This is a genomic window from Citrobacter sp. Cpo100, assembly GCF_030332595.1.
GTDB lineage: Bacteria > Pseudomonadota > Gammaproteobacteria > Enterobacterales > Enterobacteriaceae > Citrobacter > Citrobacter portucalensis.
In genome coordinates this window covers 1,030,566-1,046,472 of the sequence record NZ_JAOWHM010000037.1, presented here as the reverse complement: position 1 = coordinate 1,046,472, position 15,907 = coordinate 1,030,566, and the positions used below count along the sequence as shown (strand labels likewise).

17 protein-coding genes and 1 tRNA gene (1 of these 18 running past the window's edge) are annotated in these 15,907 nt (G+C 48.4%); 12 read left to right on the top strand and 6 right to left on the bottom strand.

All coding sequences use genetic code 11. The features are described 5' to 3' along the window. Window positions 1–73 (bottom strand) — tRNA-Ser (locus OGX96_RS20755); it reaches 69 nt to the left of the window's first position. Between the two features lie 236 nt (window positions 74–309). Here OGX96_RS20755 and ghrA point away from each other — a divergent pair. The 4 genes from ghrA (at window position 310) to OGX96_RS20735 (ending at window position 3,358) form a co-directional block, all read left to right on the top strand. After that, a complete protein-coding gene (gene ghrA / locus OGX96_RS20750; RefSeq protein ID WP_057067489.1) occupies window positions 310–1,248 on the top strand; it encodes a glyoxylate/hydroxypyruvate reductase GhrA in 939 nt (312 codons plus the stop codon). Between the two features lie 210 nt (window positions 1,249–1,458). Next, on the top strand, window positions 1,459–2,196 hold the full coding sequence (locus OGX96_RS20745; RefSeq protein WP_008784332.1) for a phosphatase: 738 nt from the start codon (window positions 1,459–1,461) through the stop codon (window positions 2,194–2,196). A gap of 23 nt (window positions 2,197–2,219) precedes the next feature. Then, window positions 2,220–2,774: a TorD/DmsD family molecular chaperone gene (locus tag OGX96_RS20740; protein WP_286584152.1), complete on the top strand. Its 555-nt coding sequence runs from the start codon at window positions 2,220–2,222 to the stop codon at window positions 2,772–2,774. 101 nt (window positions 2,775–2,875) lie between these two features. Then, window positions 2,876–3,358 (top strand): DUF1097 domain-containing protein, encoded by a 483-nt coding sequence (locus OGX96_RS20735; protein WP_071444799.1) that lies wholly within the window; start codon window positions 2,876–2,878, stop codon window positions 3,356–3,358. A gap of 46 nt (window positions 3,359–3,404) precedes the next feature. On the opposite strand, the gene csgG is transcribed toward OGX96_RS20735, so the two are convergent. From csgG to csgD, 4 genes are read right to left on the bottom strand one after another with little or no spacing between them, the layout of a single operon-like run. Continuing rightward, window positions 3,405–4,238 carry a curli production assembly/transport protein CsgG gene (gene csgG / locus OGX96_RS20730; RefSeq protein WP_003036082.1) on the bottom strand — a complete coding sequence of 278 codons (834 nt, stop codon included), beginning with the start codon at window positions 4,236–4,238 and terminating at the stop codon, window positions 3,405–3,407. Between the two features lie 25 nt (window positions 4,239–4,263). Then, window positions 4,264–4,677, bottom strand: coding sequence for a curli production assembly/transport protein CsgF (gene csgF, locus OGX96_RS20725; protein WP_003832089.1), 414 nt, complete (start codon window positions 4,675–4,677; stop codon window positions 4,264–4,266). A gap of 25 nt (window positions 4,678–4,702) precedes the next feature. Beyond that, window positions 4,703–5,101, bottom strand: coding sequence for a curli production assembly/transport protein CsgE (gene csgE / locus OGX96_RS20720; protein WP_003832091.1), 399 nt, complete (start codon window positions 5,099–5,101; stop codon window positions 4,703–4,705). Window positions 5,102–5,105: 4 nt separating this feature from the next. After that, on the bottom strand, window positions 5,106–5,756 hold the full coding sequence (csgD, locus tag OGX96_RS20715) for a biofilm master transcriptional regulator CsgD (protein WP_003832092.1): 651 nt from the start codon (window positions 5,754–5,756) through the stop codon (window positions 5,106–5,108). Window positions 5,757–6,516: 760 nt separating this feature from the next. On the opposite strand from csgD, the gene csgB reads away from it, so the two are divergent. The 6 genes from csgB (at window position 6,517) to OGX96_RS20685 (ending at window position 10,392) form a co-directional block, all read left to right on the top strand. Continuing rightward, window positions 6,517–6,972, top strand: coding sequence for a curli minor subunit CsgB (gene csgB, locus OGX96_RS20710; RefSeq protein WP_003832095.1), 456 nt, complete (start codon window positions 6,517–6,519; stop codon window positions 6,970–6,972). A gap of 40 nt (window positions 6,973–7,012) precedes the next feature. Continuing rightward, window positions 7,013–7,462 carry a curli major subunit CsgA gene (gene csgA / locus OGX96_RS20705; RefSeq protein ID WP_008784338.1) on the top strand — a complete coding sequence of 150 codons (450 nt, stop codon included), beginning with the start codon at window positions 7,013–7,015 and terminating at the stop codon, window positions 7,460–7,462. Between the two features lie 60 nt (window positions 7,463–7,522). Then, window positions 7,523–7,855 (top strand): curli assembly chaperone CsgC, encoded by a 333-nt coding sequence (gene csgC, locus OGX96_RS20700; RefSeq protein WP_286574442.1) that lies wholly within the window; start codon window positions 7,523–7,525, stop codon window positions 7,853–7,855. A 150-nt stretch (window positions 7,856–8,005) separates the two neighbouring features. Beyond that, window positions 8,006–8,326 carry a YmdA family protein gene (locus OGX96_RS20695; protein ID WP_286574443.1) on the top strand — a complete coding sequence of 107 codons (321 nt, stop codon included), beginning with the start codon at window positions 8,006–8,008 and terminating at the stop codon, window positions 8,324–8,326. Between the two features lie 100 nt (window positions 8,327–8,426). Continuing rightward, window positions 8,427–8,969, top strand: a complete 543-nt coding sequence (gene ymdB, locus OGX96_RS20690) for an O-acetyl-ADP-ribose deacetylase (RefSeq protein WP_003832103.1) — start codon at window positions 8,427–8,429, stop codon at window positions 8,967–8,969. Beyond that, complete coding sequence (locus OGX96_RS20685; RefSeq protein ID WP_375167792.1) at window positions 8,902–10,392, top strand: phospholipase D family protein; 1,491 nt, start codon at window positions 8,902–8,904, stop codon at window positions 10,390–10,392. Before ymdB ends, OGX96_RS20685 begins: the two co-directional genes overlap by 68 nt. Window positions 10,393–10,411: 19 nt before the next feature. On the opposite strand, the gene mdoC is transcribed toward OGX96_RS20685, so the two are convergent. Next, entirely contained in the window at window positions 10,412–11,572 is a 1,161-nt protein-coding gene (gene mdoC / locus OGX96_RS20680) for a glucans biosynthesis protein MdoC (protein WP_032942947.1), read from the bottom strand. Window positions 11,573–11,843: 271 nt separating this feature from the next. Here mdoC and mdoG point away from each other — a divergent pair, with 271 nt between their 5' ends. Next, window positions 11,844–13,379 carry a glucans biosynthesis protein MdoG gene (mdoG, locus tag OGX96_RS20675; protein ID WP_103014639.1) on the top strand — a complete coding sequence of 512 codons (1,536 nt, stop codon included), beginning with the start codon at window positions 11,844–11,846 and terminating at the stop codon, window positions 13,377–13,379. After that, a complete protein-coding gene (gene mdoH / locus OGX96_RS20670; protein ID WP_048235662.1) occupies window positions 13,372–15,900 on the top strand; it encodes a glucans biosynthesis glucosyltransferase MdoH in 2,529 nt (842 codons plus the stop codon). Before mdoG ends, mdoH begins: the two co-directional genes overlap by 8 nt. Window positions 15,901–15,907: the final 7 nt, after the last annotated feature.

The following is a 15,907-nucleotide window of genomic DNA, read 5'->3' as shown; positions in this document are numbered from 1 at the left end:
GATTCGAACCCCCGATACGTTGCCGTATACACACTTTCCAGGCGTGCTCCTTCAGCCACTCGGACACCTCACCATATTGTTGTTCCTGTGCTACCGGAACGGGCGCTAATGTAGGGGAAACACCGCCCCGCCGTCAATCAACTTTTTGAAAAAAATGTGCATTTACACAAACTTCAAGCAACATGAAGCATAAATAAGCGGGAATTGTTTTTTTTGCCAGCATCCTAAAATTTGCTACTCTGATGTTCCCTCGAAAAATGATGATAATAAGTGCGAGAAAGTTCCGCACAACAATGTTCAGGAGACAATATGGATATAATTTTCTATCACCCAACATTCGATACGACCTGGTGGATTAATGCGTTGGCAAAGGCAATACCTGGTGCGAACGTACGTGAGTGGAAAGCGGGTGATAATGCACATGCTGACTATGCGCTGGTCTGGCATCCGCCGGTTGAAATGCTCGCAGGACGAAAATTAAAAGCCGTATTTGCGCTGGGCGCGGGCGTCGATTCTATTCTCAGTAAACTCAATGCTCATCCGGAAATGTTGGATGCGTCGATCCCGCTTTTCCGTCTGGAAGATACGGGTATGGGCCTGCAAATGCAGGAATATGCTGTCAGTCAGGTGCTGCACTGGTTTCGTCGCTTTGATGATTATCAAGCATTGAAAAATCAGGCGAAATGGCAGCCGTTGCCAGAATATACTCGCGAGGAGTTTACCGTCGGGATCATGGGGGCTGGGGTATTGGGCGCAAAAGTTGCCGAAAGCCTGCAAGCATGGGGGTTCCCACTGCGCTGCTGGAGTCGTACGCGTAAATCCTGGTCTGGCGTGGAAAGCTTCGCCGGTACTGAGGAACTGGGCGCGTTTTTGAGTCAAACTCGCGTGCTGATCAACCTTCTGCCTAATACGGCAGAAACCGTAGGCATTATTAACGCTGATTTACTTAGCCAATTGCAGGATGGCGCCTACGTGCTGAACCTTGCACGCGGTGTTCATCTCAATGAAGACGATCTTCTGGCATCGCTGGAAAGCGGCAAGGTGAAGGGGGCCATGCTGGATGTTTATAGTCGAGAACCGCTGCCAGAAAACAGCCCATTATGGAAACATCCGCGTGTGGCGATGACGCCACATATTGCCGCAGTTACCCGTCCGGCAGAAGCGGTGGACTATATCTCCCGCACGATTATGAACCTGGAGAGCGGGCAAGTCGTAACAGGTCAGGTCAATCGCGTTCGGGGATATTAATGGTAACCCGGCAAGTACCGGGTTTCAGCTAAAATACCCGTCATACTTCAAGCTGCATGTGCGTTGGCTACGGTTGTTCACCCGAATCACTTACTTAAGTAAGTGATTCGGGTATCACTCCCTTGCCACCTGCCTGCGACTCGAATTTTTAGGGTATTAATGGCGGCGATACCTGCTATCCTTGACGGAAAATGACTACAGGAGAGAGTTATGTATCCCGTTGACCTGCATATGCATACCGTCGCCAGCACCCACGCCTACAGCACCTTAAGTGATTACATCGCGGAAGCTCGTCGCAAAGGCATCAAGCTATTTGCCATTACCGATCATGGACCGGACATGGCGGATGCGCCTCACCACTGGCACTTTATCAATATGCGTATTTGGCCACGTGTCGTGGATGGCGTGGGGATCCTGCGCGGAATAGAAGCCAATATTAAGAATATTGAAGGTGAAATTGACTGTTCAGGTCCGATGTTTACCTCCCTGGACCTCATTATTGCGGGCTTCCATGAGCCGGTTTTTGCACCTCACGATAAAGACACCAATACCCAGGCAATGATAGCTACGATGGCCAGCGGTAATGTGCACATCATAAGTCATCCGGGAAATCCCAAATATCCTGTTGATATTAAAGCAATTGCGCAGGCGGCGGCAAAGTACCAGGTTGCACTGGAAATCAATAACTCTTCGTTTTTGCATTCGCGTAAGGGCAGTGAGGATAATTGCCGTGCGGTTGCTGCGGCTGTGCGTGATGCTGGTGGCTGGGTGGCGTTAGGGTCGGATTCACATACCGCTTTCACGCTGGGAGAATTTGGCGAATGCCGTAAAATCCTGGATGATGTTAATTTCCCTGAAGACAGAATTTTAAACGTCACACCTAAACGTCTATTGGCGTTTCTGGAATCGCGAGGCATGGAGCCGATCGCGGAATTTGCTGAACTGTAATTGTTACTAACTGGAATATATCAATGAACGAGTTTTCTATCCTGTGTCGTGTACTGGGCTCGCTGTTTTACCGCCAACCGCAGGACCCTTTACTGGTTCCCCTGTTTACCCTGATTAGTGAAGGTAAACTGTCCGCCAACTGGCCGCTGGAACAGGACGAACTGCTCACCCGTTTACAGAAGAGCTGCGATATGCCCCAGTTGGCTGCAGATTACAACGCGCTGTTTGTCGGTGACGAGTGTGCAGTGCCGCCTTATCGTAGTGCCTGGGTAGAAGGGGCGAAAGAATCCGATGTTCGTGCATTTCTTTCAGCCCGGGGCATGCCGCTTGCTGATACACCGGCAGATCACATTGGTACGCTGTTGCTGGCGGCTTCATGGCTTGAGGACCAGTCTGCGGAAGATGAAAGTGAGGCGCTTGAAACCTTGTTTGTAGACTACTTGCTGCCCTGGTGCGGTACGTTCCTTGGTAAAGTTGAAGCGCACGCGAACACGCCTTTCTGGCGTACGATAGCACCGCTGACGCGTGATGCCATTGGTGCGATGTGGGACGAATTGCAGGAAGAAACAGACGAATAAATGTGACGTGCGTCACTTAAAGGTGCAACTCAATTTATAAGCTTGCATAAATTGTGTGCGCGATCTCATTACCATGCCGTTTTTCTGCTAAGATGCGCGGCATGAACATACTTCTCTCAATTGCAATCACAACGGGCATTCTCTCCGGGATCTGGGGATGGGTGGCCGTTTCTCTTGGTTTACTCAGTTGGGCTGGCTTTCTGGGTTGCACGGCTTATTTCGCCTGCCCGCAAGGTGGGTTAAAAGGACTGTGGATCTCGGCGTGTACGCTGCTAAGCGGTGTGGTGTGGGCGTTGGTGATTATTAACGGTAGTGCGCTTGCTCCGCATATGGATATTATTGGTTATGTCATGACAGGAATTGTCGCGTTTCTGATGTGTATCCAGGCAAAGCAATGGCTGCTTTCATTTGTACCGGGCACGTTTATTGGCGCATGTGCAACATTTGCAGGGCAGGGCGACTGGCGACTGGTTGTACCGTCACTGGCACTGGGCCTCGTATTCGGCTATGCAATGAAAAACAGTGGTCTGTGGTTGGCATCTCGCCGTGAAAATAGAATATCACCGACGCTGACCAGTAAATAAAAAAGCGTGAGGGTTTTCCTCACGCTTTTTATGCTGTATAGACCCATCAGGATTCTGGCGGTACCGACATATGACGGTATTTAACCAGAATGTCATTATCAACTTGTTTCTTATCCTGCAAATCCCACAATCCGCGATCGATGCCGTCATTAATCAGGAAGATGACGCCCGTTTCAATCGCTGACATCAGACAAAGCATAACCGGTTCGTTAGAGGTGTAGCCAATTTCACCTTCCAACAGACGCTGGTAGTCAATAAAGCGGAACACCCCAGCCTGTACTTCATAAGACAGAATGGTTTTACTGGTATTCACTGACGACAGGATCTCACCGGTGCTGACGTTAACTACGCGCAGGTTTACCGCTATCTGGTCGAGCTGGTATTGCGTATCGGCGCCAATACCAAAATAACGTGCACCGACACCACCCGATTTAACGTTGCTTTCATAACCGATAATTGACCCTTCCACCATGACGTTTGCCGCGGTCAGGGACTGTAGCGGGATCCGGTTATTAATCGCAACCGTACCGTTTTCCTGAGCTGCACGAATGATTTTGCGTTCGTTAAGCAAGTTCTGTAACCCCTGACGTTCCAGTGGGACGAACCAACGAGAATCTTTCAATGCGGTGACAAGCATAGCCGTGGCGCTTTGCGGGACGGCGGTTGAGAAGTTACTTGCCGGGTAAGGTTTAAATTGGCCAGTCTCATCCTGAATGTTGTATACCGACACAAAGATCTTACCTGTAGGCATAGGCAGATGCGTCAAGTCTTTATAGCTTTGGGCTCGGGGCATTAATGTCGGCTTAGCGGCTTCTTGAGGCGGAGCTGTTAAACATCCGCTGAGTAAAATTACTGCCACCATGATAAGTAAACGCTGCATGATTATTTCCTTTCGTGGCTATAACTTAGAAGTCGGTCGACTGTGTTTGTAAACCCGACACTTCAATAGTCGAAGTTTTCCCCGATTTCCTGTCGGTGACATTCAATTGCAGTTGTCCGTCCCGGTTGGCGATATCAATGATAAAATCATTGGTCACCATTCTTCCTGGTTTACCGGTATTAATGTTGGTGAGTAGGCCACCGAGAATTTGTGACTGAATCGCCTGAGTAAAGTTATCCAGAGCTGACGGGGTTTCAATACCGTAATCGTCATAGCTTGGATCTTTATATGAGTTCTGGGCCTGGGCGCTGTTCAACAGAAAAGCACCATTATTCGGGTTGCCACCAAAGTTTGGGTTGCGAAACTGGAACGTCATGTTTCCGGCCCAACTTAATGGTGAAATTAGCATGAGCAAAACCACTGCATGTTTAACACGCATGAAAGCCTCCGGACAAAATCATGTTTTAGAATTCATCACGCGCTAAATCGCTAGTGCTTAATAGTGTTTGATCTATTTGCCGGCGATTTAATGCTTCCTCAGTTTCTGCCAATGCGAAGACAACTATTTTGTCGAAGTCTCTTTTCGTTGGGAATAAAAAAGTCTGGAAGATAACGTCTTGATTGACCGTTATGGTGATCCAACTTCCCCAACGCGCACTGGGTCTTTCATTAATGGTTAAGTTTCCTGTGTACTCGCTTTCCCACTTATCACTAAAGGCCCGATAAAAATCATGCCCGATTGAAGAGACAGTGTGGTCAGTTAACAGTCCGGGAACCTCCACCTCTACGGTTGTCGCTGCGTGCAGACTCCCGGCAGCAAAGAATAAATTTGCTGCCACAATCCAGGTCAAATACCGTTTCATGGCTTTATCGCCTGAGGTTATCATTGGCCCATGAGACCGCCTGCGTACGGTTTTTGACAGCTATCTTTTTGAAAAGATTATAAAGATGTGTTTTTACCGTATTTTCACTGATAAACAGTGAACGAGCGATTTCAATATTTGAGGCGCCGATACGCAATTTATTAAGGATCTCTTTTTCACGGTGCGTCAGCAGTGCCGACTCCGTGCTGTTATAACGATAATTTCCAGAGTGCGTGATCAGATAACTGGCAAGTTTTTGCGTGAAGTAACATTCACCGCGCAAGATACCCTGCAAGCCGCTTACGACACGCTGCTCGTCTTCAGTTGCGTAAAAAACACCATTGATATGCGGCCAGTTTTCAATATCCCGATAAGGGTAATCATCAGGAGTATTCAACAATAACGTCTTTATATTGTTGTTTTTTCTACTCAAATTATCTTGCCAGTAATGGATCAGTTTTTTATCTGCCTCCATCATATCCAGTAAAACAATGCAGCTGGAGGATATATCATCCAGAGAACGTTGAATATTATGTAGTTTTCCGGTGAGTGCCAGTGATTGTTTTAAATGCTGTAATAATGCAGTTGCCTGCAAAGAAGGTTTTGTGATCAACAATAATGTATGACCATGAATACTATGGACTTCATTAAACATGATGAAACTCCACTTTTTAGTCGCACACCTGACAGCTGTCTCTACTAAAATAGAGGCACCAGAAGTACTGACAGATGTTGCACTGCTGTGTAGATATAAAATATCGACCCAAAGGGGTGAAAATATTAAAACAAATGGACTTCAACTGATTTCAATCTAGCTATTACAAATCTTAAAGCAAGTGTTAAACATGTAACAACTTGTAAAATTATATATTAAAATGTGATTTTATGGTTTTATTAGAGTTTAGATTTGATAGGAAAGTTGTACATTTTACCTTTGCTGCATAGATTTAAAAAATCATACAAATTATAGTAACGCATTGATTTTAAATTAGTTAATTAATAGTTGCTGAGTTTTAGATTTCTAATGAATTCTAAAATCCTTGTCTCAATTTACGTTGGTCAATTTTAGATGGAAAAAAATGACCTTTGTCACGACTTGTACCGATGTCTATCTCGACGTTGTACTGAGAGGCCCTGATATCGTGCAAAATGCACTTTCTCAGTGACTGCATAGAAATTCATTACTGATAGCAAAATAAAAATAAAAGCCAGACCTGAAGCGGTGTTATTCACTGTTAATTAGTACTTTGGTGTGAATCCGGATATAAAAATACCACTCGCGGGTGAGTTATTTAAAATGTTTCCACGGACATACTCTTCATCGTAACGTGGCGTTAACAAATGTAAGTCATGTTAACAACAATTTGAGTGGTAATTAATTTAACTTCATGTACGACCAGGTCCAGGGTGACAACATGAAAAACAAGTTGTTATTTATGATGTTTACAATACTGGGAGTGCCTGGGATTGCATCCGCAACCAGTTATGATTTAGCTAATTCAGAATATAACTTTGCGGTAAATGAATTAAGTAAGTCTTCATTTAATCAGGCAGCCATTATTGGTCAGGTTGGTACTGCTAATAGTGCAAATACTCGCCAGGAGGGCACCAAGTTATTGTCGGTCATTTCGCAAGAAGGTTCAGGTAACCGAGCGAAAACAGAGCAGACGGGATCAAATAACTTTGCATATATTGATCAAACGGGTAGCTCTAATGATGCGAGTATTAAACAAAGCTCTTACGGTAATACGGCGATGATTATCCAGAAAGGCTCTGGTAATAAAGCCAATATTACCCAGTACGGTACACAAAAAACAGCAGTTGTGGTGCAGAGACAGTCGCAAATGGCAATTCGCGTTACTCAACGCTAATCCATAAACGACGTTTAAATCAATCCGATGGGGGTTTACCATGAAACTTTTAAAAGTGGCAGCATTCGCAGCAATCGTAGTTTCTGGCAGTGCTCTGGCAGGTGTTGTTCCGCAATGGGGCGGTAATCATCATGGTGGCGGTAGCAACTATGGCCCAGACTCTTCAATGAGTATTTACCAATTTGGCTCTAGTAACGTTGCGAATGCGCTGCAAAGTGATGCACGTAAATCAGACGTGACTATCACACAACACGGACATGGTAACGGTGCGACCGTCGGCCAAGGTGCTGATGACAGTACCATTAGCCTGAAACAGACCGGCTTCCAGAACAGTGCTGATATCAATCAGTGGAATGCAAAAAATGCTGATATCAGCGTAACTCAGTTCGGTGGTCGTAACGGTGCTGTAGTTAATCAGACAGCGTCTGACTCCAATGTGCTGATTCAGCAGGTTGGTTATGGCAACAATGCTACAGCTAACCAGCACTAATTCAGTTTTCTGACTGATAATAAACAGGGCGAAAGCCCTGTTTTTTTTCGGGAGAATATTATGCACACGCTATTACTCATTGCCGCGTTGGCAAATCAAATAACATTCAATACAACTCAGCAAGGTGACATGTACACCATTATTCCTCAGGTGACATTAGCTCAACCGTGCGTATGTGAAGTGCAAGTCCTTGCCATACGTAAAGGAAAGGGCGGACAAAGTCAGTCACAGCAGAAAACAAGCCTTTCGGTCCCTGCTAATCGGCCAATTGAATTAACAAAAATGAGCTTTAATATTTCACCGGAGGATTCGGTCAAAATTATCGTTACCGTTTCTGACGGGCAGTCTCTGCATCTGTCGCAACAATGGCCTGACTCAAACAGTCACCCATAATTTTTTGCCGGATTTGCATTAAGGGTGTGGCTGGGAGTGCAGTGCTGTTCTATGAATATAGAAACGAACAAACGGTTTATTTGATCGTAACTCGCAGCGGTGAAGGATCATTGCGATCCCTCAAGGATGATTAATCATTGAGGAACCCTTATGTGTACATTATTAAAGCGTATTTTAAATACCGGTTTGTGGGCTTTTTCTCTTTTCACCCTCCCCGCAATGGCGACGCAAATCTTACCCGGCGGGGTTATTCATTTTCGTGGTGCAATAGTTGAAGCACCTTGCGATGTTAACACTCGACAACAACAGATTGAATTGTCATGTATGCGTGATGGCACGATGAGTAATAGTCTCTACGACCTGCAACAGGTCACGACAGCGCCTCAGAGTGTGGAACAAATTGCCACGGTGAAAATGTATTACCTCAATGAACAGAAAAGCATGGCTATTCTGAATATTGAATATAAATGAATCATTCTGGCGTAGGTATGCACGCTTATGGCTAAAAAGTGAGATTTCAAGGAAAACCCTGCTGTACACTTAACGGAGAGTGTTTTGTCAGGGGGAACTTATGCAATCGCGTGTTCATGTGTTACAGGGCGACATTACGACGATCGCGGTAGATGTGATCGTCAATGCGGCCAACTCCTCGTTACTGGGAGGAGGTGGAGTCGATGGCGCGATTCATCGTGCTGCCGGGCCTGCGTTGTTGGAGGCCTGCAAACAGGTTATACAACAACAGGGAGAATGCCCGACCGGGCATGCCGTTATCACGTTGGCTGGAGCGCTTCCGGCAAAAGCAGTTATTCACACCGTAGGACCTGTCTGGCAAGGCGGTGATCACCACGAGGCTGAACGACTTGAAGAGGCCTATCTAAATACATTGCAACTGGCCTTAGCCAATGGTTATCAATCCATTGCTTTTCCAGCTATAAGCACCGGAGCTTATGGTTACCCACGTGCTGCAGCGGCAGAGATCGCGGTGAAAACGGTGTTGAAATTTATCACCCGACGTACGCTACCCGATCAAATATACTTCGTGTGCTTTGATGAAGAAAACGCTCGACTATACAAGAGATTACTTACCCAACAAGGCGATGAACGCACGGACTGATATGACGCGACTTGAGCGTGCCATCACGCCGCTATGCGTAAACCACCCGGGAGAATGCGGCATTCTGACGTTGGATGACAGCCTGGATGCGTTTGCTGCTCGCTATCGGTTGACGGAAATGGCGGAACGTACCCTGGATGTTCAGTATTACATCTGGGAAAGCGACATGTCCGGGCTATTGTTATTTTCCGTTTTGCTGGCCGCAGCGAAGCGGGGCGTCCGGGTGCGTTTGTTGCTGGATGATAACAACACGCCAGGTCTGGATGACACGCTGCGTTTGCTGGACAATCACCCTAATATTGAAGTCCGCCTGTTTAATCCCTTTTCCTTTCGCATCCTGCGTGCCCTGGGCTATTTAACCGATTTTGCCCGGTTGAATCGACGTATGCACAACAAAAGTTATACCGCTGACGGCGTCGTAACTCTTGTGGGGGGGCGAAATATAGGCGATGCCTATTTTGGCGCAGGCGAACAACCACTGTTTTCCGATCTGGACGTTATGGCTATTGGACCGGTTGTCCAGGATGTTGCAGACGACTTTGAGCGTTACTGGCACAGCCGCTCGGTTTCAACATTGCAAAACGTACTTGAGGTGGCTGAACCAGCTTCTACGCAAAAAATCGAACTTCCCGAATCCTGGTATAATGATGACATAACGCGTCGCTATCTACATAAGCTGGAAACCAGCCAGTTTATGACCCATCTCGATCAGAGGTCGCTGCCGCTAATTTGGGCGAAAACGCGCTTGTTGAGTGATGATCCTGCAAAAGGAGAGGGGAAAGCGCCGCGCCACTCACTATTACCGCAGCGTTTGTTTGACGTGATGGGATCTCCCACCGAGCGTATTGATATTATTTCCGCCTACTTTGTACCAACTCGCGCCGGTGTGGCGCAGCTCCTGAGACTGGTGAGAAAAGGCGTTAAGATCGCAATTTTAACTAATTCTCTGGCGGCGAATGATGTCGCGGTTGTTCACGCAGGCTATGCGCGTTGGCGAAAAAAACTCCTGCGCTACGGCGTGGAGTTATACGAGCTCAAACCAACCCGCGATCGCGTTTCAGCAGTACACGACCGGGGATTAACCGGTAATTCAGGCTCCAGCCTGCATGCGAAAACCTTCAGTATTGACGGTCGTAAAGTGTTTATAGGATCGCTTAATTTTGATCCCCGTTCAACGTTGCTCAATACGGAAATGGGGTTTGTGATTGAGAGTGAAGTACTGGCCGAGTTGATTCATAAACGTTTTATGCAAAGTCAGCGTGACATGGCCTGGCAACTACGTCTTGACCGTTGGGGCAGAATCAACTGGGTTGATCGGCTTTCTGGCAGCGAAAAGGTACTGAAAAAAGAACCCGCTACAGGATTCTGGAAGCGGGTTCTGGTGAGGCTTGCATCCGTGTTGCCCATTGAATGGCTGCTCTGAACCATTCAATGCAAGAAAACTAACCGGCTACCGCCTTGTTTTTATCCTGCTTAATGGGCGGTTTACCCGAAAAGAGAAACTTCAGCACCGGGATCCGTAAATGGATTTCGTACAGTATGACCGCAATTCCAACCACAAAAAGCAGACCGCAGAGAAAACCCAGCAGATTCGACTTGATATGCGGTGTGATATACGCGCCAAAAAACAGCGTTAACGGGTGGTGCACCAAATAGATGAACAGCGACGCGTTGACAAAATAGGTCACGCGAGCCGACTGGAAATTCAGTAAACGGTGGCCAAGCGAAAAGACGACATTCACCATCCATAGCCCCATGACCATGGTAATGACATATTCGGTTTCATACATCCAGGCATCGCCGTTGCCGTAACGTTGATTGAGCAGGTATGCGACAAATGCGAATGCGGCGCCTAGCGTGCAGCCGCGCGATGGCGTGGTAAACAGTGCTTTCAGATTCGGATTGATAAACGCCAGCGCACCGAGCATAAAGAAAGGCACATAGAACAGCGTTTGCATAACGATAAAATTAAACATGCCATCGCTGAGAATCGAAGGGTAGAGGATGAAAATCGTTCTTCTGACGGCGGCATAGCCGACACCCAACAATATAAAAATCAGCGTTAATTTGGTCATTGACACCCCCGATGCAGGGGTACCGTCTCCACGCGATAGTCTGTTTTTCATCTGGGTAAATACCCACATGCTCAGGGTCGTTAACACCACCAGAACCAGTAAAAACCACAGATGGGAAATCAGTTCCCAGGCCAGCGCATTGTATTTGTCGTAGCCGCTGAGGGTATGCCAGCTGTCTGCTTTTCCCTTCACGTATTGCAGCATGATAAATTGCGGCAGCGTAAGCAGCGGAATCGCGGTCAGCATAGGGATCCCCACGCGTTCTACACGCACCTTCCACCAGCGTTTTAACGGATAGCGCAAAAAAAGCATGTAGGAAAAATAACCTGAAATGACAAAGAAGACCTGCATGCGAAATGCATGGATAAAGTCGTTAAAAAGGGTTAACCACCAAGACGGTTCTGCGCTGTTCACGTGCCAGGTGTGGGTGGAGTAGATCAATGAAATATGGAATGGGATCCCTAACAACATTAGCCAGGCACGGATGGAGTCAAGAAAATATTCACGTGGTGGTGATACAGAGCTCATAGACAGTTACGTATTCTCAGACTTTTCGTCTTATCCCTAAGACGAATAATGGTTACATTCGAGGGCAACCCTACACGAAGTCCAACAACCTGTCTCCAGGATAAGCACGCAAAGTGAAAACAGGCAGATGAACCTGCTTAAACCATGAGCCAGCGCGCGAACAATACAGGGATTCAGTTGTCGGAGTACCCGATTATCCATTAAAATGGATCGGATCAATATAAGCACACAAAGGGGGAAGTGCTTACTAATTATGAAACATAAACTACAAATGATGAAAATGCGTTGGTTGGGTGCAGCAGTCATGTTAACGCTGTACACATCATCGAGCTGGGCGTTCAGTATTGATGATGTTGCAAAACAAGCTCAATCCTTAGCCGGGAAAGGCTATGAGGCGCCAAAAAGTAACTTGCCCTCCGTTTTCCGCGACATGAAATATGCGGACTATCAACAGATCCAGTTCAATCGCGATAAAGCGTACTGGAGCAATCTCAAGACCCCATTTAAGCTCGAGTTCTACCACCAGGGTATGTACTTCGACACGCCGGTCAAAATCAACGAAGTTACCGCCACGGCGGTGAAAAGAATCAAATACAGCCCGGATTATTTTAATTTTGGCGATGTTCAGCATGATAAAGACACGGTAAAAGATCTCGGCTTCGCCGGGTTCAAAGTGCTGTATCCGATCAACAGCAAAGATAAAAACGATGAAATCGTCAGCATGCTCGGTGCCAGCTATTTTCGCGTTCTGGGTGCAGGTCAGGTCTACGGCCTGTCAGCGCGTGGCCTCGCGATTGATACCGCTCTGCCTTCTGGTGAAGAATTTCCCCGCTTCCGTGAGTTTTGGATCGAGCGTCCGAAACCGACTGATAAACGTTTAACCATTTATGCTTTGTTGGATTCTCCGCGTGCAACCGGAGCGTATCGTTTTGTCATTATTCCAGGCCGTGACACGGTCGTGGATGTTCAGTCCAAAGTTTACCTGCGCGACAAAGTGGGCAAACTGGGTGTGGCACCGTTAACCAGTATGTTCCTGTTTGGACCGAACCAGCCGTCTCCGGCGACAAACTATCGTCCGGAACTGCATGATTCTAACGGTTTGTCTATCCACGCGGGCAATGGGGAGTGGATTTGGCGTCCGCTGAATAACCCGAAACATCTCGCGGTGAGCAGCTTCGCAATGGAAAACCCGCAAGGATTCGGACTGTTGCAGCGTGGCCGTCAGTTCTCGCGTTTTGAAGATATCGACGATCGTTACGATCTGCGCCCAAGCGCCTGGATCACGCCAAAAGGTGACTGGGGTAAAGGTAAGATTGAGTTAGTTGAAATCCCAACTAACGATGAAACGAACGATAACATCGTTGCGTACTGGACGCCGGATCAACTGCCTGAAGCGGGCAAAGAGATGAACTTCAAGTACACTCTGACGTTCACGCGTGATGAAGACAAGCTTCATGCGCCGGAAAGCGCCTGGGTACAGCAGACTCGTCGTTCTACCGGTGATGTAAAACAGTCCAACCTGATTCGTCAGCCTGACGGTACCATCGCGTTTGTGGTGGACTTTACCGGCACAGATATGAAAAAGCTGCCGCAGGATACCCCGGTTACCGCACAAACCAGTATTGGCGACAACGGTGAAATCGTTGAAAGCACTGTGCGCTATAACCCGGTATCTAAGGGTTGGCGTTTGATGCTGCGCGTGAAAGTGAAAGACGTGAAGAAAACCACTGAAATGCGTGCTGCCTTGGTCAATGCCGATCAGACGCTGAGTGAAACCTGGAGCTACCAGTTACCTGCCAATGAATAAGACAACTGAGTATATTGACGCAATGCCGCTTTCGGATATCGAGAAAGCGGCACTGCCGAAAACTGACATCCGCGCTGTTCATCAGGCGTTGGATGCCGAGCATCGTACTTACTCGCGCGAAGATGATTCACCGCAGGGTTCTGTGAAAGCTCGCCTTGAGCAAGCATGGCCGGATTCTTTGGCTAAAGAGCAGTTGGTTAAGGACGATGAGGGCCGCGATCAGCTGCAGGCGATGCCAAAAGCAACGCGTACCTCTATGTTCCCCGATCCCTGGCGTACCAACCCGGTTGGTCGTTTTTGGGATCGCTTGCGTGGGCGCGATGTGACGCCGCGTTATCTTTCGCGTTTGACGAAAGAAGAACAGGAAAGCGAGCAAAAATGGCGTACCGTAGGCACCATCCGCCGCTATACGCTGTTGATTCTAACGCTGGCGCAAACGGTCGTAGCAACCTGGTATATGAAGACGATCCTTCCGTATCAGGGGTGGGCATTTATTAATCCGGTAGACATGATGGGACAGAACTTGTGGGTCTCCTTTATGCAACTGCTGCCCTACATGCTGCAAACCGGAATTCTCATTTTGTTTGCCGTGCTTTTCTGTTGGGTGTCTGCGGGATTCTGGACCGCGCTGATGGGCTTCCTGCAACTGTTGATTGGACGAGATAAGTACAGTATCTCGGCCTCAACGGTCGGGGACGAACCGCTGAATCCCGAACACCGTACCGCGCTGATTATGCCTATCTGTAACGAGGACGTTGACCGCGTATTTGCGGGACTTCGCGCCACGTGGGAATCGGTCAAAGCAACGGGCAACGCCGAACATTTCGATGTTTATATCCTGAGCGACAGCTACAATCCTGATATCTGCGTGGCAGAACAAAAAGCGTGGATGGAGCTGATTGCTGAGGTGCAGGGCGAAGGACAGATTTTCTACCGCCGTCGTCGTCGTCGCGTGAAGCGTAAAAGCGGCAACATTGATGACTTTTGTCGTCGCTGGGGAAATCAGTACAGCTACATGGTGGTGCTGGACGCTGACTCAGTGATGAGTGGTGACTGTCTGAGCGGCCTGGTGCGTCTGATGGAAGCGAATCCGAATGCCGGGATTATCCAGTCTTCACCGAAGGCTTCCGGTATGGATACGCTGTATGCGCGCTGCCAGCAGTTTGCGACCCGTGTTTATGGACCGCTGTTTACCGCCGGGCTTCACTTCTGGCAGTTAGGGGAATCACACTACTGGGGCCACAACGCAATTATCCGCGTGAAGCCATTTATCGAGCACTGTGCGCTCGCGCCGTTACCGGGCGAAGGCTCGTTTGCGGGATCGATCCTCTCCCATGACTTTGTGGAAGCGGCATTGATGCGTCGTGCTGGCTGGGGTGTGTGGATTGCTTACGATCTGCCGGGCTCTTATGAAGAGTTGCCGCCGAACCTGCTGGATGAACTCAAGCGCGACCGCCGCTGGTGCCACGGCAACCTGATGAACTTCCGTTTGTTCCTGGTGAAAGGGATGCACCCGGTTCACCGTGCGGTATTCCTGACCGGTGTAATGTCCTATCTGTCTGCGCCGCTTTGGTTTATGTTCCTCGCGCTCTCTACCGCATTGCAGGTGGTGCATGCGTTGACGGAGCCGCAGTACTTCCTGCAACCGCGCCAGCTATTCCCGGTATGGCCGCAATGGCGACCTGAACTGGCGATCGCGCTGTTTGCTTCAACAATGGTGCTGCTGTTCCTGCCGAAGCTGCTGAGTATTTTGCTCATCTGGTGTAAAGGGACGAAAGAGTACGGCGGGTTTATCCGCGTCACGCTGTCGCTACTGTTGGAAGTTCTGTTCTCCGTGCTGCTGGCGCCGGTGCGTATGCTGTTCCACACCGTCTTCGTCGTGAGTGCCTTCCTCGGTTGGGAAGTTGTGTGGAATTCACCGCAGCGCGATGACGATTCGACCCCGTGGGGTGAAGCGTTTATGCGTCACGGTTCTCAGTTACTGCTGGGGCTGGTGTGGGCTGTGGGTATGGCCTGGCTGGATCTGCGTTTCCTGTTCTGGCTGGCACCGATTGTCTTCTCGCTGATCCTGTCACCGTTTGTTTCCGTGATTTCCAGCCGTTCCACGGTGGGGTTACGTACCAAGCGCTGGAAGCTGTTCCTGATCCCGGAAGAGTATTCTCCGCCGCAGGTGCTGGTGGATACCGATACCTATCTGGTGATGAACCGTAAACGTACGCTGGACGATGGCTTTATGCATGCGGTGTTTAATCCGTCGTTTAACGCACTGGCCACGGCCATGGCGACTGCACGCCATCGCGCCAGCAACGTGCTGGAGATTGCACGCGATCGTCATGTGGAACAGGCACTGAACGAAACGCCGGAGAAACTGAATCGCGATCGCCGCCTGGTGTTGTTGAGCGATCCTGTGACCATGGCGCGTTTACATTACCGTGTCTGGAATTCACCTGATAAGTATTCTTCGTGGGTGAACTACTATCAGGGACTGACACTGAACCCGCTGGCGCTCAGGAAAAAATAAGCGTTCT